The organism is Blautia sp. SC05B48 (genome assembly GCF_005848555.1).
Taxonomy (GTDB): domain Bacteria; phylum Bacillota; class Clostridia; order Lachnospirales; family Lachnospiraceae; genus Blautia_A.
The window spans coordinates 392,048-412,986 of the sequence record NZ_CP040518.1; the positions used below are offsets into that span (position 1 = coordinate 392,048).

At 42.0% G+C, this 20,939-nt stretch carries 20 protein-coding genes and 2 pseudogenes; 1 reads left to right on the forward strand and 21 read right to left on the reverse strand.

What is annotated here, in order from left to right:
- Nucleotides 1-81: 81 nt before the first annotated feature.
- Entirely contained in the window at nucleotides 82-549 is a 468-nt protein-coding gene (locus tag EYS05_RS01715; RefSeq protein ID WP_055158613.1) for a hypothetical protein, read from the reverse strand.
- Between the two features lie 128 nt (nucleotides 550-677).
- Here EYS05_RS01715 and EYS05_RS01720 point away from each other — a divergent pair, with 128 nt between their 5' ends.
- Nucleotides 678-1,208 (forward strand): PadR family transcriptional regulator, encoded by a 531-nt coding sequence (locus EYS05_RS01720; protein WP_055158612.1) that lies wholly within the window; start codon nucleotides 678-680, stop codon nucleotides 1,206-1,208.
- A gap of 75 nt (nucleotides 1,209-1,283) precedes the next feature.
- Here EYS05_RS01720 and EYS05_RS01725 read toward each other — a convergent pair whose 3' ends face one another.
- The 20 genes and pseudogenes from EYS05_RS01725 to EYS05_RS01825 form a co-directional block, all read right to left on the reverse strand.
- Entirely contained in the window at nucleotides 1,284-2,186 is a 903-nt protein-coding gene (locus tag EYS05_RS01725; RefSeq protein ID WP_138276441.1) for a conjugal transfer protein, read from the reverse strand.
- Between the two features lie 14 nt (nucleotides 2,187-2,200).
- Complete coding sequence (locus tag EYS05_RS01730; RefSeq protein ID WP_138276442.1) at nucleotides 2,201-3,208, reverse strand: bifunctional lytic transglycosylase/C40 family peptidase; 1,008 nt, start codon at nucleotides 3,206-3,208, stop codon at nucleotides 2,201-2,203.
- The gene (locus EYS05_RS01735) at nucleotides 3,205-5,340 is read right to left on the reverse strand and encodes a CD3337/EF1877 family mobilome membrane protein (RefSeq protein ID WP_138276443.1); all 2,136 of its coding nucleotides are present in this window, start codon (nucleotides 5,338-5,340) and stop codon (nucleotides 3,205-3,207) included. Before EYS05_RS01735 ends, EYS05_RS01730 begins: the two co-directional genes overlap by 4 nt.
- A pseudogene (locus tag EYS05_RS01740) lies at nucleotides 5,337-6,284 on the reverse strand (ATP-binding protein); the annotation flags it as partial. The gene EYS05_RS01735 and the pseudogene EYS05_RS01740, both read right to left, overlap by 4 nt.
- Nucleotides 6,285-6,396: 112 nt before the next feature.
- The gene (gene ltrA / locus EYS05_RS01745; RefSeq protein WP_002298631.1) at nucleotides 6,397-8,223 is read right to left on the reverse strand and encodes a group II intron reverse transcriptase/maturase; all 1,827 of its coding nucleotides are present in this window, start codon (nucleotides 8,221-8,223) and stop codon (nucleotides 6,397-6,399) included.
- A 744-nt stretch (nucleotides 8,224-8,967) separates the two neighbouring features.
- A pseudogene (locus tag EYS05_RS01750) lies at nucleotides 8,968-10,470 on the reverse strand (ATP-binding protein); the annotation flags it as partial.
- Nucleotides 10,457-10,846, reverse strand: a complete 390-nt coding sequence (locus EYS05_RS01755) for a conjugal transfer protein (protein ID WP_005611098.1) — start codon at nucleotides 10,844-10,846, stop codon at nucleotides 10,457-10,459. The gene EYS05_RS01755 and the pseudogene EYS05_RS01750, both read right to left, overlap by 14 nt.
- A gap of 113 nt (nucleotides 10,847-10,959) precedes the next feature.
- On the reverse strand, nucleotides 10,960-11,463 hold the full coding sequence (locus EYS05_RS01765; RefSeq protein WP_021414682.1) for an antirestriction protein ArdA: 504 nt from the start codon (nucleotides 11,461-11,463) through the stop codon (nucleotides 10,960-10,962).
- A 16-nt stretch (nucleotides 11,464-11,479) separates the two neighbouring features.
- Entirely contained in the window at nucleotides 11,480-11,875 is a 396-nt protein-coding gene (locus EYS05_RS01770) for a hypothetical protein (protein WP_055200585.1), read from the reverse strand.
- Nucleotides 11,876-11,890: 15 nt separating this feature from the next.
- Entirely contained in the window at nucleotides 11,891-12,382 is a 492-nt protein-coding gene (locus EYS05_RS01775; RefSeq protein ID WP_138276444.1) for an antirestriction protein ArdA, read from the reverse strand.
- Nucleotides 12,383-12,387: 5 nt separating this feature from the next.
- Complete coding sequence (locus EYS05_RS01780) at nucleotides 12,388-12,609, reverse strand: hypothetical protein (RefSeq protein ID WP_004844214.1); 222 nt, start codon at nucleotides 12,607-12,609, stop codon at nucleotides 12,388-12,390.
- Nucleotides 12,606-12,740, reverse strand: a complete 135-nt coding sequence (locus EYS05_RS01785; protein ID WP_005611092.1) for a DUF3789 domain-containing protein — start codon at nucleotides 12,738-12,740, stop codon at nucleotides 12,606-12,608. The genes EYS05_RS01780 and EYS05_RS01785 overlap by 4 nt, the downstream gene beginning before the upstream one ends.
- 3 nt (nucleotides 12,741-12,743) lie before the next feature.
- Nucleotides 12,744-13,976 carry a MobT family relaxase gene (mobT, locus tag EYS05_RS01790; protein WP_138276445.1) on the reverse strand — a complete coding sequence of 411 codons (1,233 nt, stop codon included), beginning with the start codon at nucleotides 13,974-13,976 and terminating at the stop codon, nucleotides 12,744-12,746.
- 158 nt (nucleotides 13,977-14,134) lie between these two features.
- A complete protein-coding gene (locus tag EYS05_RS01795) occupies nucleotides 14,135-15,532 on the reverse strand; it encodes an FtsK/SpoIIIE domain-containing protein (RefSeq protein WP_138276446.1) in 1,398 nt (465 codons plus the stop codon).
- Nucleotides 15,533-15,635: 103 nt separating this feature from the next.
- Nucleotides 15,636-16,031, reverse strand: a complete 396-nt coding sequence (locus EYS05_RS17430; RefSeq protein WP_055200578.1) for a DUF6483 family protein — start codon at nucleotides 16,029-16,031, stop codon at nucleotides 15,636-15,638.
- Nucleotides 16,032-16,097: 66 nt separating this feature from the next.
- Nucleotides 16,098-16,415, reverse strand: a complete 318-nt coding sequence (locus EYS05_RS01805) for a hypothetical protein (protein ID WP_138276447.1) — start codon at nucleotides 16,413-16,415, stop codon at nucleotides 16,098-16,100.
- 65 nt (nucleotides 16,416-16,480) lie between these two features.
- On the reverse strand, nucleotides 16,481-16,861 hold the full coding sequence (locus tag EYS05_RS01810) for a DUF4825 domain-containing protein (protein WP_138276448.1): 381 nt from the start codon (nucleotides 16,859-16,861) through the stop codon (nucleotides 16,481-16,483).
- 120 nt (nucleotides 16,862-16,981) lie between these two features.
- A complete protein-coding gene (locus EYS05_RS01815; protein ID WP_138276449.1) occupies nucleotides 16,982-17,365 on the reverse strand; it encodes a YdcP family protein in 384 nt (127 codons plus the stop codon).
- Nucleotides 17,366-17,380: 15 nt separating this feature from the next.
- Nucleotides 17,381-17,704 carry a YdcP family protein gene (locus EYS05_RS01820; protein ID WP_008704175.1) on the reverse strand — a complete coding sequence of 108 codons (324 nt, stop codon included), beginning with the start codon at nucleotides 17,702-17,704 and terminating at the stop codon, nucleotides 17,381-17,383.
- Between the two features lie 177 nt (nucleotides 17,705-17,881).
- Nucleotides 17,882-20,935, reverse strand: coding sequence for a VaFE repeat-containing surface-anchored protein (locus EYS05_RS01825; protein ID WP_138276450.1), 3,054 nt, complete (start codon nucleotides 20,933-20,935; stop codon nucleotides 17,882-17,884).
- Nucleotides 20,936-20,939: the final 4 nt, after the last annotated feature.

The window sequence follows — 20,939 nt, forward strand, 5'->3', positions numbered from 1 at the left end:
TTCTAGCCATCACTAAATAACTGGATTTATTTTTCGATACTGTATAACTTTTATAATCTGTCATAAGTAAATCCCTTCCCGCTAATATCGTTCAATATTTCCATTATAGTTATGAGCTTTTTCAAGAAGTGGACCTTTCGCCCCCATTGTAAATGCAATATCGCTACTTCTAATACACAACAATTCATTTCCTATATCAAGATTTAACTGTTTTAATAGCTGTGATGTAAACTGAATACTACCATTTTCCTTTAGAGGAAGCCACGCATATTTCCGTCCTTTATATGTAACCAATGTTCCTCGTGGAATAGACTGTTTTTCTAACTGTGGACACTCATGTAAAATATGACTTAATTTTGACTTAGATAATAGAGGATATGTCGTTACGCAAAACCCACCCGTAACCTTACTTCCTGTAAAGATAATGATTTTATCATCATTTAGCACTTGATATTCTTCAAGTGCTTGCGTTGGAAATTGAACGGTTAAATCATCATGTATCAAAGATAGTCCAAATACGAATTTTCCGCCTTTATTTAATTGTGGCATAAGCACATCTCCTTTCTCTTTCATTTTCCAGATATTCGTGTTATAATCAAGCTAGAGTAATATAATATAATACTACTCTATATATAGAGTAGCTTAAATCATTGTATTTGTCAAGGAGTGTGAAATATATGTTATCAAAATCAGCTACTATGCTTTTAGGGCTTATTACTCATCAACCACTTAATGCCTATGAAATTGTTAAAACTTTAGACTACATGAATATCAAGTATTGGTTCAATATTGGAACGTCTACTGTATATGCCACAATTAAAACTCTAGAGAAAAAGCAATATCTCGTTGGTGAAATACAGAAGGACGGTAATATGCCCGATAAAACTGTTTATTCAATCACGGAACAAGGAAAAGCAGTATTTTTGGAAACTTTGCGAACTTCTTTTTTGAAGTTCGATTATGATACGAATATTTTTTCTATCACAGCATTTTTCCTTGATTGTTTACCAGAAAAAGAACAAAAGACGCTATTAGAACAGCGTATGACCGTTTTACAAGAATATCTTGCTGGTATTCAAAAACAACATACAGAAGAATGGGAAAAACAAGTTAATCCATATCATGTTGCCAATCTACAACGTATGACGGATATTGTCTTAGCTGAAATTAGCGGTACAGAACGACTTTTTAAAGCTACAACAAAATAGAATATATGGAAATAAGGCTTGCGGAGCATACTATATAGAGTATGACGCAAGCCTTTTTTAGCATTTTTTACAAACTTATTCTACAATCTTCCAGTTATCGTCCTTATGAAGCACCAGCTCATACTGTGAGATTTGTGTCATTTTCGACTTGTTATCCAGATACTTCACAGACACACTGACCTTGAGGTTATCGCCGTCTTTGGTAAAGACAGGGTTTACCAGTTCCGAAAATACATAGTCGCCGGAAACAGGAGCAAGCACACCGTCTTTGACGTAATAGGCAAGTTCTTTTTCCGTAGCTGTCGGATAAAGCTTAAAGAATGTTTCCAAGAAAGCGGTAGCGTCCTTGACTGTGTTGGAACTGACACTGACATCTGCTTCCTGTACTTTCGGTTCATACTTTGATTTCTGTACCGCCGGAGCAAGGGTTGGATTCTGGGTAATGACCATTGCACCGTCCTTATCCACATAAACGGTCACGGTGTAGTTTTCTGTGACTGCCTGTGTCTGTTCTCCCTCTTTTACCTGCTGATCTACTTCGTAGGCAACGGTAAAATCGTTCGTTCCAGACTGCTCTACATTCCAGACCAGCACATTTGTAACGGTCGCACTGGTTGGTATGTCCGTTCTGATGGTATCAGCGTTCAAGTCCTGTAATTCTTTGGTAAGGTATTTACTGATTTCTGTTGTCCTTGCTTCAATGGCTTCCTTGCTGGTATCCCATGAGTAGTAGGCTTTCGCAAAGTTCTTGACGAAATTCTCAATACCGTTGGTATCGTTCAATCTTAACTGAATGATTTCTTTTTCATGTACCGTGTGGGTGTCAATGGCGGTAAAGTTCTTATACACACCAAAGCTGGTGCTTGCCAGAAGCACCGCCCACAAAAGCAGAACAGATTTCTTATGTGTCCCGACTTTCATGGTACGCACTTTCTTATTCTTAGGTGCTTTCTCTGTTTTTTCTTTTTTCTTAAACATATTTCAAGTCCTTTCTATTGTTTGATTCTTCCGGCACAAATGATGTGCTGTTGCCAGTAGGCAGAGGTCAAATCGGTATAGCCGATTGGATTTCCGGCATGATACATCTGATTGTTCCCTACATAGATTCCTACATGGGTAACATAGTCACTGGTATTGTAGGTGGAATGGAAAAAGACCAAATCGCCAGCCTGTGCCTGTGACAATGGGATATGCTGGGTTGCGTCATACTGTGCCTGTGCGGTTCGTGGCAGACTGATTCCGGCTTTTCCGTAGCACCACTGGGTAAGACCAGAACAGTCAAAAGAGGTGTTCGGGTTACTGCCACCGTAGACATACTTCCATCCTTGATATTTCAACGCTTCATTCATAACCGCCTGTATCGTTTCATTACTGAACTGTTTTATGTTCAGATATTGGTTGACCAGCTCCACATAAAACATATTTCCGTAGTTATAACGCCAGCCACCATTTTTACTGACCGCTATCGGGTTCGTATAGGTCACTTTTGTACCGCCGGATTTATTCTTTGCGAAATTCTCTGCAAGATTGAAGCTGTGCTTTTTCCCGTTCTTCGCCACATAGTCTGCATAGCCACCACCATAGTTATAAGACTGTATGACCACGTTAATGTCATTCATGCCTTTGGCTTTACAGGAAGAAAGCAGGGACGCAAAATATTTACACCCCTGCTTAATGGATTCTTCTGTACTTAATGAGTTTGGCGGTAGTCCAAGACTTTCGCTGGACTGCATGACATCGGTAGCCGTACCGCCACTTTCCACCTGTATGATGGCAAGCAGGACGTTCACATACTCCGTGATACCGTTTTCTCTGGCGTATTTTTCTACCATCGGCTGATGTTTGAGGACATCGGCTGACAGGTTCATGCCAGAGTAGACAGTTGAATAACTGTTGGAACTGTCGTCATCTTCGCCGGAAATCAGTATCCCGAAAAAGAGGACGATGGAGAAAAGGACAGGAAATATCGTACCTATGATAAGGATACGCTTTAATCTCATTTCTTCCGTCCTTTCTCTGGTTGCTTCGTAACAGTCTTACGATTTTGTTTTTGGTTGACCTGTTTCTGTATGGTTGTTTTCTTTTGATTACTTCTGGATTCCACTACATTTGGCTGGTTCGTTCTGGTAACACCTTTGACCTGTTGTTCTTGTCTGATATTGGTTCGGACAGTTTCTTTTCCAGCCTTGACTTCTACATTTTTTATCACAGGAGAAGTAGCAGGACGCTTCATATCCGGCTTTATGACCGTATCGGTCTGTGCTGTTTTTGGAACAGGTGTGGCAACAGGGCGTTCATGGCTTCTGGTAGCTCCGGCTGTCGCTGATCCATTCGCATGAACTGTCTGCCTTGCTTCCTGTGCTTTCTGTAATTCCTGCTTTTTCTGTGAGATATTTTCCCTGTGCAGGTTGCGTTTCTGTGTACGCTGTTCCTGTCGGTTTTCCCGTTCTTCCACAACGCCACGCTTAAAGTCCGATACATTATCCTTTGCTTTCTGTTTGGCAGAATGGACGGCATAACCAGCCTGTGTCGGCAGGTCTTTCACATTTTCTTTCAGAGAAGAAGCACTGTCACGGACTTTATTTTTCGTATCCATCACAGCACCTACAGCAGAACCAACACGGCTTCCCATGCTGGCAGAGGTATTTTCCCGTTTCTTTGGCGGTTGGTTCGTTGCTGGCTTTCCGGCTCTGGCAATACTTGCACCTGCCACCGTACCTGCAACACTTCCAGCACCGACAGCTCTTGCAATTCGGCGTTCCATACGTCTTGCCCTGTGTCGCATGAACACCATCGGTCTACGGAAAATCCGGCGACCTATCTGCTGGCTGTCATTGGCATTAAGGCTGAACATACTCATTAGCTCTCCGAGCTTCATGTAGATTCCGGCAAAACAGATTATCTGCAAAAACGCCACCATGAAGAACGGATAATCTGTGGAAATGTTGTAGAACATACTGGAAATCGAAAATGCCACGGTCACAATCAGCGTGATTCCAGCTCTTGTCATAATGGCGTTGAATACACGGACAACTGCCTGTTTCGCCATGTTCTCATAGGTCGGTATCATGGACAGTAAAAAGCTGACAGGCAAAAACATGGCATATATGATAAAAAGTATCTGGGAAAATAACATCATGCCGGTAAGCAGGAAGATAAAGATTGTGATACCGAGATTGAAAATGAGCAGGAAGAACACCATGCCAAGACGGTTGACGACCTGTGGAATGGTAAGGTTGTCATTGTCGTTATCCTCAATCTCTGTTTTCACAATATTTTCCCTTGTTTCCCCATCATCATCGGACGGGCTGGCAGATACCAGAGCTTCTACACGGTCAGTCCCGATTTCTTCGGTATCGCTGTTCCCGAACTGCAACAACAGCCACGGTTTTTCTACCTGTATCGCAAAAAGGCTGTCACGGATAAGGTCTACGCTGTCCTTGCCTTTGCTTTGTGAATCTGGGAGCATGATTTTTGTCCCCAAGTCCAGAGAAGCGGTGCTGATGTCCGAACTGAAATCATTGATTTTCTGGATATAATTGGGAGCATAAGCAATAAAGGACGCAGACACGATGAACACCACCACAAAGTTGATAACAGCGTGAAGTGCTTTGCTTGTTTCCCGTTTGAGAAGCCCTGTATAGGCGGTGTAAACACCTACAATCAGAATGATAATGAGCAGGAATCCCACATAGAATCCACTGCTGGAAAATCCGTTTTCGGTCACTCCGGCAAGTGTCTGGATACTTTTCCCGATACTGTCTGCCATGTCATTGATGAAGTCCAGCTTATACGCCTGTTGCACCACATATCCTGTGGCATTGCTAAGATACAGGCTGATTGTCCAGACAAAGTTTGTGATACAGTAAAGCCCGTACTGCACCGATTTTCCAATGCCGTCCAGCCAGTTCCACGGAAGCCATGACCAGCTATTGTCCACGTAAAAATCAAGCTGATAATTGGAAAGCGGATACTTTGAATACAGGTTGCCTGCATTGACCGTATCATCGACCAGTCCAGACGCATGAGCTACCGTCCCAAGCAGGGACAGCAGTACCAGCGTGACGGTCACGGCAAGCAGAACCATTTTCAGCACATGGAATACCTTTTCTTTTGTGACAGATTTCATCATTCCAAATCCACCTCACTTTTTATCGGCGGTCTGGTATCAAAAGCGTGGAGCAGTTCTACAAAGACAGGGTGTATCTGTACCACACCGACACGCCCGTATAAATCCTGCATTAAACATTGTCCGTTCTCCAAATCCCTCAACCGTTTCTGGTTATTTTCGTCCTCACTGTCCAGCCCGAAAAACTCTAAGGTCTGCTTGATTTCATTGGTATCTGTGGAGCGGAACGCAAACTTTAAGCCGATGTTATTTTTCAGACTTTCTTTCGATACGTCCCCAGAGGATTGTGTCACGAAATAGACTCCGGCGTTCATGGCTCTACCAGCACGCACCAGTTTATTTGAGAGTGTTTCGCCCTGTGCCACATTTAAGAACGCCCATGCTTCGTCCAAATCCACGATTTTAAAAATGCTTCGGTCACTGTGAATAAAGTCAAGGGCAAAGGTACTGATAACAATTAAGATGGATACCGACAACAGTTCAATGGTCGTGTATTCCTCAAAGGTAGTATCCTTATCTGGCAGAACCAAATCCGCAACCTGTATGATATTGAGCTGGTTATCCAGACTGATTGCATTTTCCACTGAACCGTCCGAGAACAAAAGCTGTGCAAAATCATAGTCAGTAAAACTTTCGATATGGTCTGCAATGTTACGGGATACGGCGGTATCCTCTTTCCGCAGTTCCTCAATGACCTGCAACAGCCCGTGATTCTGATTCTGGGATACCGTGCGGACAGCTTTTCTAAGGACAGGAAACTTTTCGCCGTCCCTTGAAGAAATTCCTGTAAGGAATGTCAGAATGTCAATGGCAAGACTTTCAGCGTCCTTGACATCTTTCATAATCACATACGGGTCTAACAGCCCTTGATTGCTGGAATCACTGGTAATGTTTACAATATTGATTTCCTCTGCAATCTCCGGCAGTGTTTCTTTCCAGTTTCCACGCTATAGCGATAGGTAACTTTTTGATGTTATCTCCAAGTTTTCCCCCGCTTCACACCGTACATGAAACTTTCGCTTCATACGGCGTTCCATCATATCCAAATAGATTTATAAGTTATTTCCCAGTTATTGTCTGGTATCCGTAATTCGTCCGTATTCTGTTCAGTTTTTTCTTCTGCTGACTATTAAGAACATAACCTTTTAACAGTGATTTTGCTTCGTCTGCTGATTCTGTTAGGATTGCCTTTGCAATGGGAATTTCCACAAATGCCAGATTAGAATATCTATCAAGGTTATCTCCTTTGTCTGATTTGTGAATACATATCAGAGTGGACGGAGTTCCTCGACGATTCATTACATAGCAGTTGCCTTGTTGTGCGATATATGCCGAAATACGATTGTCGTTAAACTCTACGCTATCGGCAGGGTTTTCATTTTCCAACAACGCTCGGATTTCTTCTTTTGTTACAACTACAACGTCCTCATGCACCTTGTTTCTCCCTTGCTTTGTAAAATTACAAATATCTTGCGAGAAATTCATAGGATTTTTGTGTTGTACTCCTTGAATCGGCAATAGCGGATTATCCGCAATCATCACTATTTTTGTTTTTGGTCTGATTCCTTTTGTCCTGCTCTGAAATTCTGAACTTGTACTTTCAAATGGAACTGATTTTGCAATGTTCCTTAAACGGATTCGTATGGTCGGTAAGAGAGCGTAACTTACTTCTGTCAGGTTGTTATATACGTTAGTTGCTATGCAGTAGTAATTCTGCATACCGATAACTGTCAGATTATATCTGCTGATATTGAAGCCAGTCGTATGTCTGGCTATATCTTTTACCTTTAACTTTAGATTTGTTTTCGCTTTCTTTAATGCTTTTTGGTTCATATCTGTTTTGGCAACATAACCGTGTTTCGTTCTTCCTTTTGGAATGACTTTGATTTTGAACCCCAGAAAATCTGATGAATTTTTCTTCAGATTTACTACCTTTGATTTCTCTGGACTGATTTCTAATTTCAGCCTTTTATTAAGAAAATCTACGGTACTGTGGTAAAATCTTTGTGCTTCTCCATAGGTTGAACACATGATTTTAAAATCATCAGCGTAACGTACAATAAAACCGCTTTTCAGTTTGGTATATTTCTTTGCGTATTGAAGCCACCCATTTTTACTGCGGTTCTTCGGCTGGAATGTTTCCCACTGACTGCTTACCCACCAGTCTAATTCATTAAGGACTATGAGGGAGAGCAGTGGACTTAACAGACCGCCTTGTGGCGTTCCTTTTTCTGGGACACCCTCGCCGTCAATTTCGGCTTTCAGCATTTTGCTGATAATGCAAATCAATCTTTTATCCCGAATACCAAGTGTCCAGATTTGTTTTAATAGTTTTCCATGATTGACATTATCGAAAAATCCTTTAATGTCTACGTCAACACAGTAATGATATTTTGATAAATTTATCAGTGTCGTTACTCTGCTGACTGCATGGTGGGCACTTCGATTCGCACGGAATCCATAGGAATGATTATGGAACTTTGGTTCGCATATCGGCTCTAGGACTTGCAGGATACATTGTTGTACCAGCCTGTCCCAGATACACGGAATCCCCAATGGACGCATTTTATCGCTCCCAGCTTTTGGAATGAAAACACGTCTGACTGATTTGGGGCGGTAGTTGCTAAGGCTTTCCCGAACGGTAGCAACAATCTCAGCATTGCTGAGTTGTTTTATATCGTCTATCGTCATTCCATCCGTTCCAGCCGTTTTACTGCCACTGTTTGATTTCAGATTACGGTAAGCTAAACAAATATTTTGTTCCGAACCAATAATTTCAAGTAACTTATAAAAGTTATTACCGTTCTTGCTCTGTGCGTATAACTCGTCATAAATATGTTGCATATCATAATACTCGTTATAGCGGAGCTTGTTTTTCTTTAGCATGGTCTGTACCCTCCTTGTTTGCAGGAGCAAGTACATCTCTTAGTCTTACTCGAACCCATACCATTTTTCTTAGTAATTCTATTCTTCATATGACTAGTGGCTATCCCTCCACCGCTTGTTATCACGGTTTCATAGGTACTGTGCCACCACTCTCACTGACATTAACACACCTTATATCATTGCTAATCTCACAATAACTTTCTGATGTGAACACTTCACAGACAGTAAAATCTCCATGTTGTCAGCTTTCAACGTTCCAAACACACTATCTGTACATATATCCTTAGGTTTCCTCTATAAGCCTGCTACCTTGATAACGCCTTTAACGTTATATGGATTTTCATAAATGCGGAGTCTTACTCACCCACAGTAGCGACACTGTTTGTGTCACTGGACATTTCTATCCAGCCCCGATATAGACCTGTACATTCAAGGATTCGTCAGTAGACCTCTCATCTACATTCTAACCATAGATATTTTATAGACTTCCGGCATATAGGACACAACGCCCACCTCTGGGAATCTTTCGTCAGCATTATCTGTTACGGTGTCTGTCTGCCGACTTCACCGAGCTTCTGACAGAGCCTTGTTTACTCAAGTTTCTGCCAGTCGGAGTATTAAAGTAGCCTTTCAGGGCGTTACCCCGTCATTCGACTATTCGTGTGTTTAGTTCTCCAACACACATTAAATATTGATTTAATGAAGTGCTGTGCCTACTCTTTTCAAGTAGGAACGTTTCGCACCACTTTTCGGGTCTAGGATAACTGCCTGTCCACCGAACAGGACGGAATAATACACCAGCAGGTTATTACAGAATGACTTTCCACCACCAAGCGAACCTACAAAGGCAGAAGCCAACGCATTTGTGACCGTACCTTTTACCCCTTGACTGGCAAGGGACGGTTGCAGGTAGACATTTCTTCCTGTATCCACGGAATAGCCGATATAGATTCCTGTGTTTTCTCCCAACATCTGGGTAGCACCAAAACCAAGTCCGGCTAAAAAGTCAGATTTTACATACTGGATATAATCATTGATATAACGCTTGCTGGCTGGAAGAAACTCTCCATGCAGTCCCATCATATCTCCGGCAGGGCGAACCAGCTTCACATTCAAATCATCGTAAAAGTCCTTGACTTCATCACAACGGCGTTTCAGTTCGTCAAGATCGGGTGCAGACACCCGTATGACGTAACTTAACTTATACATACTTTCCTTGCTCTGGTCTAAATCTGTTTCCAGTTCATCGACACTGTCTAAGGCTTCCACTACATTTGAACTTGTTTCATTTCCAGCTTGATAGGCGTGATTATCCAAGTCCTTTAATTCCTTTTTCTTGTTACGAACAGTGGTTAAGGCTTTCTTATTTCCCACAATCTCAACATTCATGGAAGTATCCACAGGGAATGTGAACTGCTGTTGCTGGAAATAAAAGATTTCCGATGATGGGAAGTCCAGCTCCCCGACAATGGCATTGACCGTAAAGTAGGACACATAACTTTCGCTGTCCTCATGTTCCAGACACAAATATCGCTGGCTTTCTTCCACCACGCAACGGGTAGGACGGATAAGGTCATAATACTTAATCAGTGTTTCCCTTTTTAATTTTCTTTTTGGCAGAGGATACACATAATCTTCATAGGCTATCCCGTCCCTGCCGTAGAGGTGTTCCATCAGATACGCAAAGTCTTTGGCTTCCAGTCGGCGGATTTTGAACCTACGGGAGATTTTGTTTTCCAGCAGTTTTTCCATCTTCACATAACGGTTGATTTCATCATTGTTCATGGAAACAAAGTCATTCATCAGCGTGTGTCTTACCTCATTCAAAAACTCACGGAATGTCAGAAATACCGATTTTTTGATGTTCTTCAGATTGACTTCGTCCTCTGTGACCATGAGCTTGAATCCCAGAAAGAAACGGTAATCTACTTGATTGTCGCCTATCATGGATACAAGGGCTTCGGTCTGGTCGTCTATTTTCTGATAGGCGATTTCCTTTAATTTTCCCATTACCAGCTTTTTAGACTGTTCCTGTATGCTTCGGATTGAACTTTCAGTTGCAATCTGCAACGCATGAATCTTTCCCTCACGGGACTGTGCGATAAGCTGACGGAAGCTGTCATGCACAAGGTATTTCTGTTCTGGGGATAAGAATGAATAATTGTACGGTATCAGCTCATAGTAGGCGAACACCTCATTGTCCTTATTCCAGACAAGGTTATTGTCGATATATTTAATCGGGAACATAGGTCACACTCCTTACTGCCGTGATAGTTTCCTCAAATTTCTGCTTATGCAGGTTCACGGCTTTTCCGGCATAAGTCACTTTGGGACGCAGAGCATACAGCACCATCGTCTTGATGTAACTGTATGGCTTTTTCCCGTCAAAGGTTTTCTGTGACATAAACCATGTAAGGGCAACGGGAATCCCGAAATATTTCAAAAACGCACCCTCAATCATGGAAAGTGGCGGTACATCTGCAAACAGAATGATGATAAATTCCGTCAGCACGAACCATGTAATCTGGGTAAAGGTCACAGGGAATGGCAGGTTTACATCATTGATGGCATACAGTACCTTTTCCACGTTCCAGATACTTGTATAACTTCGGATTTTCTTCACTTGTAAATGCTCCTTTCTTCATTTTCCTAACAACAGGGACAGCCGGATTTTCCAGACTGCCCCCAAGAGAAAAGCTGACAGTAGCACCAGTGGCGGTGCTGATCTGCCAGCCCTTAACGCAGTACCTCACAGATACCAGCGTTTGTTGCAATAAATGTCCCCTCTATATCGAGGTCACGCCCGTAGGCTTCATAGTCGATATAGTTCTGTAAAGAGGACGGGATTTCTCCGAGTATCTGTTCTTCATCAATCAGATAGTAGGCTAAATCGGTCATCGTTTCACAGCCGGAATACAGAATGATGTCGTCCTTATGTTCCACCAGTTCTTCCAGACTTCCATAGCAGGATATAAAACTGTCCAAGTCGTCCAGCAGGTAATCCGGTAATTCTTCCAACTGCTCATAGATACGGTTCAGTTCTTCGATGGAAATGTATTCGCTAATCTCCATCGGGAAGTTGTCCGTATCATGGATTGCGTATTCTTCGTACTCTGCATTTAAGCCGATACGTTCTGCTATCACTTCTTCGTCCAACGGAAAAGAGAACCAGTCCCCGACCAGTTCTCCCTCATTGTACTTGCCAAGATTGGCTATATAGACTTGCATATCATCAATCATAAACGGTCACTTCCTTTCACTCATTGTATTCATAAAATCTGCCATGCACACACAGGAAATGTTCTGATGTTTCTTCCATATCTGAACAGTTCCGATGGTATGTAATATTGCAAAGTCCGGCTTCCAGCTCTTGCAGGTTTGAAAACCATTCTCTTTGAATTGCAGGTATATCTTCGGGTGGGATTTCACTCTCCGAAATCGCAAGGCAGATATTGTTTAACAGGTCAAGGTCTGTATCTTGCAGGATTTCAAAAGGGAAATCATAATCACTGATAAGATAACGGTCACTGTCCGGCGGTAAGCCAATGGATTGTTTTAATGCTTCTATGTTGCAGGGAAGTGTAAACCATGCACAGCCTGTATCTTTTTCCTGTTCATCAAGATTGATAACAAATACTTTCATTTCTGCCATAAGCAATACCACCTGTCAAAGTTTAAACATACCATTGTTGCAGAGAGCATAACGTCCTTTTTCTTCCAACTCATGGGCGTAGGCTTCCAGATTAAAATATTTCTTTCCCTTTTCGGATAGTGCAGAAAATTCAATGTTATGCTCCAAGCGGTAACGGGCAACGTCCATGATGTTGTGGCATTCTGGATAAAACAGAAATTCTTCCGACTTCTGCAATAAATCCTCAACACCGCCACAATACGGAATCAACTCTTTATAAGCCTGCTGAACCTCTGGCGATAAATCCGTGTAAGCAAAGTACAGCTTATTTAAGCGTCTGACAGATGTTGTCCTTACAATGTCGCCAGCAAAGGGGAGCTTCATATCTGTGATTTGATAATCGTCACTGTCAGCTTCCACGCCGAGCAGGTCACGGAACAGCTCATAATCAATGGGTAAATCAAACCAGCGAGAGGTTTTATCCTCTGCTGATTTGGTCGTTTCAATCAATACGCTACATTCTTCCATAGGCTTTACGCTCCAATAATCTTATTGAATAACTGTAACAATACGTCTTTTACGCCGGACGCATTGAATACAAGACCAACGGCTACTAAGGCAACTACCAAGAATCCGATAAGTTTGGAAAACTCACGCTTGAATCCCAAGTAGATTCCGATAACAACAATCGCCATCAGCACAAGGCTCTGTGCGTTGCTTAAAAACCAGTTATAAAGGTTCTGTCCAAAATTCATGCTTTCTTTTCTCCTTTCAGTTCCATCATTTTTCTGTCAGACTGTCTGCCAGCCTGTAAAATACACATGGCAATCACGCCAACTGTTCCCCCTAAAGAGAAGAACAGGAAGTCAAATAATAATCGTTGCATTTTTCAATTCTCCTTTTCTAAAATCACATCTTCGGTCGATGTGGTCTGTTGTTCGATTATCTTGTAGTGCTTTTCCGTCAGTTTCGTGGATTTACGGATTTCTTTCAAATAATCAATCCCTGTTTTCGCTGTGATTGTTTCCAGCATTTTGAGTGTCGGGTCAACCTGCCGTTGAATCCAGCGTAGGGTTCTGTCCAGTGTGTAGGGTTCGGGTTTGGTCGTGAGCTTTAACGGCTCTCTGTTTTCCCCGATGAACCACGCCCAGCGGACAGATAATTTCCAGTCGCTCCGTTTCTTGTCTGCTTCCTTATCCACGAAGCGTACATAACGGTTGATAATAGAAAATGCCGTCCGTTCAGCGTCATAGTAAGTCAGCAGGTCACGGACAGCATAATAAGCACGTTCATTTTTCAACCGTATTTCAAATCTGTTTTTTATGGGTGCTTCCTCAATGGGAATCCCCAGTTTGATGTACTGCTCATAGCTTTTTTCATAGACACAGAAGTACACCTCACTTTTTAGCGAGCCGATATAAAGCGTATAGCCCATACCAGCCTTGTCCTGTTCCTCATGCTTGACCAGTTCGCCGGAAGCATAGGACTTAAAGGAACGAAACACCGATACACATTCCTCATTCCGGCATTTTTCGGTCAGTTCTGGAATATCCAACATTCCTGTATGGTCATTGATGGCAAGGTCAAGACGTTTCATCACACCGCCGTCCACCAGAGCGTCCATAAGGAAGTCATACCAGCTCCGTTCCTGTGCCAGCAGATAACTTTCAAACTGGCGACAGCCTTTTCCTTTCAGTTCCAGCAGGACACCTTTCTCTTCATCGGGAGAAGTATATACGAAAATATCTCCGATGTAGTAGTGTTCTGTATAACTGTAATGCCCGAAGTCCTCATGTATCATGTACTGAATATTGAGCTGTAAAATATCTTTGATGATGTGTCCAATATCCAGTGTCGGAAACCGTATCCTCACATAATCAAACAGCATGGTAAGCGGTGCTTCTGGATTGAATTTTTCCAGAGCTTCCAAAAGTTTTACTTTCATTTCTTCTGTGACCGCCACCTTGCCGGATTCGATACGGCTTAAATGTTCACGGCTGATTCCAGCCATGACCGCAAGTTTCGTCTGGGATACACCGTACTGCAAACGCCTGTCTGCAAAATTCTGTATCCACTCTGTATCATTCAGTGCGATACCCCCTTTACGAAAAAACTGTGACATTTTTTATCCGATGTCACAGCAGTAAAAAAAGCTACCAAACGCTTGATTTCAGCCAAGAATCGGTAACTTTTGTGTATGTTTCCTTGTGATTTGTGCCCCTCTGTTAGATACCGAGGGGCTTAATATATGCTGGCGTGGCTACCGCCACACCAGCAAGGCTAGTCCGTACCTGTGGCTTTCGCTCCGCACGCCACCTGTCCGTCCTGCCTTATGTGTGCAAGTTTCCCAATCGTACCCAAGAAATCATAGCTTTTGGGTACAAGGGGAGTATAAAATTCCGATATGACACTTGTTCCTACATCACAGTATCCACGCCCTTTGATTTGCTTCTGGAAAAACTGCTTTTTCACATCACTTCCAAAGAGCATACCATAGCCAAGTTCACTCAGCCGACCAAGTCCCACACGGAAATTGAAATTATCTCTGATACCATCTCCGAAATATTTTGCGTCTGGACGCTGGCAAGCCACAATCAGAAAGTATCCAGCCTGTCTGCCGAGCATAACGATTTTCTTTAGCTGGCTTAACAGGGCAGTGCTTTCCTTTGTCGTCAGCATTTCCAAAAACGCCACATATTCATCAAAGATAAGGAATTGTGGAGCAAGCCCCAGATAAGCATAGTTTTCTCCTGTGCGGTAGTTCGGGTGCAGTTTCATTTCTTCTGAGCGTGTGACCATGCCCTCATAAAAGGCATTGACGCAGTCAATCATATCGTCTTTCGTGTGGTAGACATTTCCCATGACTGTTCCCAAATCTGCAAGGTCAGCGTTCTTCGGGTCAAGAATGTATAAATCCGCATTGGTTCTAAGCAGGGCTTCAATGATGGTCAACAGAAAATAGGTCTTTCCACCGCCAGTACCACCACAGATAAGGGCATGGGGAAGTGAATCATATTCCCACACCAGATTTTTCATTAACCGCAGACCGCCGTTTTCGGCAATCACTTCATCAATCGAAATACGGTTCGCTATCATATCATAGAGCAGGGTGTATTCGATATAGCCGTCATGTAGTGTCTTATCAGTCAGCTCACAGTACAGCCCCGATTCCAATTTGTCCTCTAAGGACAGAAGCTGTTCTTGATATTTTCCCATTGTGATTTCACACAGGATATGGAGCAATCCATTTTCCATCTGGTAATAAATTTTCGGAAACCACACGATTTTTTCTCTTGATCTGCTTTGCAGGTCAGTGAAAAAAACGCTGTCTTTGGTGTTCTCCGCTTCATACCATTTATTTTCCAGCACCATGCGAGCCAGCTTTTGTCTGTGTAGCAACCGCTTGATACGGTCATATCCGTAACGGTAGTAGAGGAAAGCGACCAATGCACAAACACCAATCGCTATCAGAACCGTAATGGAATTGTAGGCAGTCCAAGCAATTCCGGCATGGAGCAGGTTAAAATCTTTCCAGTCGGTAACAAGGAGCTGTCGCAGATTCAGTAGCAGGAATACCGCAACGAACAGGAGCAACAGCCAGCCGATACAGAAATGATAGACCAGTGATTTGTCACTGGCACGAATCCTGTTACCTTTAGATTTTTTCCATACTTTCATATAAACTCCTTTCTTTGGACGTAAGAAAAGCAGTCAATCATGTAGACTAACTGCTTTGTGAATATAAATATAAAATTATAAAGGCTGAATTTTTAATTCTGTATTACTCATCATATTTGAGCAAATAAAGCAAATCGCTATATCCCGATTTCATAAGTAATTGTTTGAAACCAGAAAGCACTTCTTCTTTTGTATAATTGTTGTTTTCCAAAAACTGATTATCTTTTTCACTAAGGTACTGATAAAAAAGAGCCACCGCCATTACTTCGTTTTTGTTTGTATAGTCAATGCTATCTAAAAGTATGTTCTCTGCTTCGTTAATCTGTCCTAAATCAATCATATTAAGAAAATTTTTCAAATTTTTTCCCGATACTTCATACTTGTTTTCTTTTTCAAGTTCAACAGAAACATACTTTTTCCCAAAGGCTAATGAAAATAATACTCTTACCATTTCTTTTATCATTCGCATGATGTAATCTTTTTCATCGGTAAAATTCATTTTCCCATCTCCTTAAATGTTGGTTTAATTGTTTGGGACATATAAGCTAACTTATAAAACTGGAATTTATACCCGGTACTTGTCTCGATTTATAGTCATATCAACCAAATGAAATACAAGTAAGATAATAAAAAAAACGGAAACTATTATTATTCCTGCGCCCAGCTTGATAAAATCAATTATACCGCCAAGACAAAAGAGCATTGCCCATGTCTTAATCCGTTTTCCAGTAACTCTGCATATTTTCTCTGTATTTAATCCAGTATAATCTCCTGATAAAAACAGCACACTTCTTTCTGTATTCCTTGATTTGATAAAAAATCTTCCAACAAAAAGGAGAACAGTTGCCATCAGTAAATCAATAAATATAATTATTATTTTCATTTTCAATACCTCTAATTCTAAGTTCACAACTTCCGATTTTCTTAATTCTACAAAGAACAATCACTCTACCGTTCATACGATGCAATAATTTCTTTGCTATCTGCTGTTTTATAATCAAGTGTTCCTAAATTACCAATTAAATCAAATGTCATATCTGCATTAACCTGCAATTCATCTTCAAGCATAGACGCAGATGGTTCAGTTTTTAGAAAAACTGTTAATCCATAAGGTTTTGTTTCAGACTGTATCTCTATGCTGTCATAAGAGTAGCCCTCTGGATAATCCTGTTTACTTACAATATTTATAACATTTGAAGAATCGCCCACATAATCTGTCTTATATTGTGATAAATCAGGAATTTCATACAATGTTTCCTTTCTGCCACATGCAGACAGTGAAATTATTAACATGACAATCGGAATAATTGCAAGTATTTTTCTCTTCATAAAACCTCTCCTTTCCAAGCCTAAGTTTAAATATGAACAACCAACTAGACACATCAATGTGATTATATATATTATATCAATTACATCTGACCAGTACAATGAAAATCATAGGTTACAGACTTATTTCTTCGGCGGTTGCTGTGAGGCATTGTTCTGTGAATTTCCGGCATGAGTGCCTTTGTTCTTCAAAACAATATCGTCTGCTTTTACATACCAGTCCACATCTGCACCACGGTAATTCGCATTGGCTACCGTATCTGCAACAGGGTTGATAAGTTCCACTTCGGCGTTGTAGTCATAGTCTTTTAACGGCACAGTCGCCGGAACGGATACCTGTATCATGCGTCCCTGTGTGTTGCACTTCAAATCGTAGGTACGCTCCTTGATTTCCTCACTGACTGTTCCATCTTCATTCTGTACATGAACCTCACGGCGTAATGCGGAGAACTTCAACACTCCGAAAGTCTTTTCTTTATCAATGACAATTCCATTTGCTAATCTCATAATCTGAATACCCCCTTATTTACTTTCTGCTGGTAACATATCGTCTGCAAGTAAGATGTAATTGACAAATCCACGTTCCCCGATTTTATAACCATCGGTAGTGATTCGTGGGTTGATAAGTTTTACTTTCTGCTCCGGCGAGAAATGTTTTTCGCCAGCTTTGGCAGGAAGTGTCACAACTACATCATCGGCTCTCTGAACATCGGAATACAGGTTGTAGCTTCTGGTAATGACAGCCATACGCCCGTTGATTCTCTGCTGTTCCGTAGTATTTTCTCCGGCAAACTCCAAGTTTCCGAATGTCTTTTCCATGTTTGGTACGACAAACCTTAATTCCATAAATGATTGACCTCTTTTCTTTCTGTTTTATTTTCTTTCCTGCTGTACTTTGTGGGGAGCTACACTCCCCACGCCCCTAGTGGACTTCACGCTCCCGTAAATCAGAGCTTCACGGGAGCGTGAAGTTGTAAAAAGGGTGGCGACCTTGAACGCTCTACCAACCGTTACATTACCGCCTTATGATTTCTTTCTACGGCGTTTGAAGTAAAGCATACCGCCAAGCCCTACGCAGGAAAGACCGAGCATGGCAAGGTAAGCATAGATATTGGTATTGTCGCCTGTTTTTGGACTGTCACTTGTCTTAGTAACCGTAGATGGTGTATCCGGCGTGTCGGTATCCTTTGGTGTGTCTGGGACTTCCGGCACTTCCTTGATTGTCACAGTCTGTCCATCGTCTGTGATGTCCTTATGTTCTGTCACTTTCTTTGCTTCGTCTGGATTGCTCATATCGTATAATTCCTCAAATGTGACAAGGCTCTTGCCACCAAGAGAAGAACCATCAAAGGTAAAGGCAATCTCTACCGTCATTTTTTCACTGTCGGCTGTGAACTCATAATCATTGGATACTTTCTTCCCATCAATCAGAAGTTCGGCATTTTCCTCTTTTAACATCTGCCAGCCGGAAAGTTTGTATTTTGTTCCAACTTCCAGACCATCTAATGTGACTTTATCTACAATCGTTACATCTTTTCCGGCTTCGATTTCTTTCTTGCCGTTCTTGTCCGTAGCAGTAGTATGGATTGTGATGATACGTTCCGTGATAAGAACCGTCTGTCCAACATCGTTGATGTCTTTATGTTCGGCAACCTTGACAGGCTCTTTCGGATTGCTCATATCGTACAATTCCTCAAAGGTAACAAGGTTCTGACCGCCAAGAGCTGAACCATCAAAACTGTAAGTAATCTCAACCGTCATTTTTTCGCTGTCAGCAGTGAATGTGTAATCACTGTCTACACGTTTCCCGTCAATCAGAAGTTCGGCGTTTTCTTCCTTTAACATCTGCCAGCCGGATAATTTATATTTTGTTCCAACTTCCAAGCCATCAAGTGTGACTTTGTCCACGATCTTGATGTCTTTTCCGGCAATAATCATTTTTTCGCCTGTTTTCTTGTCGGTAGCTGTGGTGTGGATTGTGATTTCTTTTTCGTATTCATCGGTCAGTGTTCCTAAATCTACGGTCACTTTATTTCTGGATACGACTACCTCAAAAGCTGGAATCAGCTTAAATTCGGCGTTGGAATCGCACTTTAATTCCTTAATCACATAGGTATCATAGAGTAATGCACCTTTGCTGTCGTCTGGTTCAGATGTCCCAAACCATACACCGTCCTCACTGGATTTTCCGGCATTGGTATTGACTTTGTGGGAAGCCCAGCTTGAAGCAGTGGAGAACTGACCGTTTTTGTCAGTAACTACAATATGGGATTCTCCCGTTGTCTTGCTTGTAATTCTGAATGGAACACCTGCAAGTCGTTTGTGTGTACCTGCACCGATTTTTACACCCTCAATATCGCCACGTTTAATCTGGTTGTAGACAGAGTGGGATTTGTCGGTCAAGTCCATGATTTTTCCATCTTCCGTGATAGAAAAGTCGATTGCCTTTGCACCATCTGTCAAGTAGCCCTCTGGTGCTTTGCTTTCTTCTAATCTGTAATTTCCGTAAGGGAGTAAATCGACAGAAGTAGAAGCAATTCCGTCAATGCCTGTCTGAATCTTCTTGACAGTTTCATTCTTGCTGTATAATTTTCCCTCTACCAGTACAGGACTGTCATTTAAGGAAATGATGTTAAACTCTGTGTACTGTAAGGTCGCACTTCCCTGTGCTTTGGTATCCTTTGTTTCAAGGTCACGTTTCTGGATTTTCACACCGCCACGGATAACCTTGTCAGATACGGAATACTGGTTGCTTCCAGATAGTACGGCAAGTTCGCCATCTTCGGAAATCTGTGTAAGGTATGTTCCCTTAATCTGTTCGGAACTTCCGTCAGCCTGCATATACGCACCATCTAATAAGTAGCCGTTTGGTGCTTTTGTTTCTGTGACAGTGAGTGTACCAAGTGGCAGTACATTTTTACCGTCCTGTGTATAGAAGCTGTCGCCAGATACTTTGTAGCTGTCGGCAAGTCTGGATACATAATGAATAGTTCCGTCACTGTCTTTTTCGGCAACTGTTTTCGTTGTCCATGTACGGGTAGCCTTTGCAGGAAGATTGTCTGCATTGTAGTAACCGTCATAATAGCTCCATGTGAACTCTGCACCCTCTAAAGAAGCATTTCCCTGTGGAGTAGATTTTCCTGTTTCCATGTCGATTTTAAATAAATCAATCAAAGTTTCTGTGACCTTTGGAGTATCGGCAACAGTCAATGTCGCTGTTTTTCCAACTTCCACATTTAAAGCATGGACAGTAGAATCCAGCTTATATCCTTTTGGAGCAGAAAGTTCTTTGATGTAAACTGTTCCGGCTTTTACCTCAACTTCTTTGGTATCGCCGTTTCCATCGGCAGTAAGTGTGGCAAGCTGGCTGTTACAGCTCTTATCAGAATAGACACCAAATGTCGCACCCTCAAAGGAATAGTTGGCGTTGCCATCTGTGACCGTGGGATTGGAAGAAGTCTTTTTAACCTTTGCATTTCCCACATTTAACTTCGCCCAAAACTGTCCGATGTCCTGTCCTTCGCCAGTATAAATGTAACCGCCACATTCATAGCGTCCTTTGTTTGCTTTCACAAATGCTTTCGCACCAGCATACACTTCATTCTGTACTGCCTGTGAGATTTCATTATAGGAAGCTCTAACGTTGTCGCACTGCCAGCCGAGTTGTTCACTCAATCTCTGCCAGACAACACACTGTTCCAACAGATAACCTTGTTTGTAATTCAAGTTCGTATGAGAAGCGGTATATTGCTTGACGTACTCTAAGGAAAGAGCAACGTCTGCAATCTGATCGCTACTCATACGGGTGCTTGCGTCAGAACGTGTTTTATATCCATTCTTGAAATTGGTGTTGATGTCCACGCAGTAGGCAGTTTCGCCCTCAACTTTCATGTGTCCCTCATTGAATGTAGATTTGATAGAACCATCATTCATAACGTGTTCAATGTAGCCGACACGTTCTGCTGATTCTGTCCAGTATTGATTGCCGGAAGCATGAACCGCCGTCACTGGTAATGCCGTGAGAATGGTTGCAAAAGCAAGCGTTCCTGTCAGCAATCGCTTTACTAGCTTATTCATATTT

Bases quoted from the DNA above. Each gene is read 5' to 3' on its own strand.
- EYS05_RS01715 (WP_055158613.1), bottom strand. From the start codon at position 549: ATGCCACAATTAAATAAAGGCGGAAAATTCGTATTTGGACTATCTTTG.
- EYS05_RS01720 (WP_055158612.1), top strand. From the start codon at position 678: ATGTTATCAAAATCAGCTACTATGCTTTTAGGGCTTATTACTCATCAA.
- EYS05_RS01725 (WP_138276441.1), bottom strand. From the start codon at position 2,186: ATGTTTAAGAAAAAAGAAAAAACAGAGAAAGCACCTAAGAATAAGAAA.
- EYS05_RS01730 (WP_138276442.1), bottom strand. From the start codon at position 3,208: ATGAGATTAAAGCGTATCCTTATCATAGGTACGATATTTCCTGTCCTT.
- EYS05_RS01735 (WP_138276443.1), bottom strand. From the start codon at position 5,340: ATGATGAAATCTGTCACAAAAGAAAAGGTATTCCATGTGCTGAAAATG.
- ltrA (WP_002298631.1), bottom strand. From the start codon at position 8,223: ATGCTAAAGAAAAACAAGCTCCGCTATAACGAGTATTATGATATGCAA.
- EYS05_RS01765 (WP_021414682.1), bottom strand. From the start codon at position 11,463: ATGATTGATGATATGCAAGTCTATATAGCCAATCTTGGCAAGTACAAT.
- EYS05_RS01770 (WP_055200585.1), bottom strand. From the start codon at position 11,875: ATGGCAGAAATGAAAGTATTTGTTATCAATCTTGATGAACAGGAAAAA.
- EYS05_RS01775 (WP_138276444.1), bottom strand. From the start codon at position 12,382: ATGGAAGAATGTAGCGTATTGATTGAAACGACCAAATCAGCAGAGGAT.
- EYS05_RS01780 (WP_004844214.1), bottom strand. From the start codon at position 12,609: ATGAATTTTGGACAGAACCTTTATAACTGGTTTTTAAGCAACGCACAG.
- EYS05_RS01785 (WP_005611092.1), bottom strand. From the start codon at position 12,740: ATGCAACGATTATTATTTGACTTCCTGTTCTTCTCTTTAGGGGGAACA.
- mobT (WP_138276445.1), bottom strand. From the start codon at position 13,976: ATGTCACAGTTTTTTCGTAAAGGGGGTATCGCACTGAATGATACAGAG.
- EYS05_RS01795 (WP_138276446.1), bottom strand. From the start codon at position 15,532: ATGAAAGTATGGAAAAAATCTAAAGGTAACAGGATTCGTGCCAGTGAC.
- EYS05_RS17430 (WP_055200578.1), bottom strand. From the start codon at position 16,031: ATGAATTTTACCGATGAAAAAGATTACATCATGCGAATGATAAAAGAA.
- EYS05_RS01805 (WP_138276447.1), bottom strand. From the start codon at position 16,415: ATGAAAATAATAATTATATTTATTGATTTACTGATGGCAACTGTTCTC.
- EYS05_RS01810 (WP_138276448.1), bottom strand. From the start codon at position 16,861: ATGAAGAGAAAAATACTTGCAATTATTCCGATTGTCATGTTAATAATT.
- EYS05_RS01815 (WP_138276449.1), bottom strand. From the start codon at position 17,365: ATGAGATTAGCAAATGGAATTGTCATTGATAAAGAAAAGACTTTCGGA.
- EYS05_RS01820 (WP_008704175.1), bottom strand. From the start codon at position 17,704: ATGGAATTAAGGTTTGTCGTACCAAACATGGAAAAGACATTCGGAAAC.
- EYS05_RS01825 (WP_138276450.1), bottom strand. From the start codon at position 20,935: ATGAATAAGCTAGTAAAGCGATTGCTGACAGGAACGCTTGCTTTTGCA.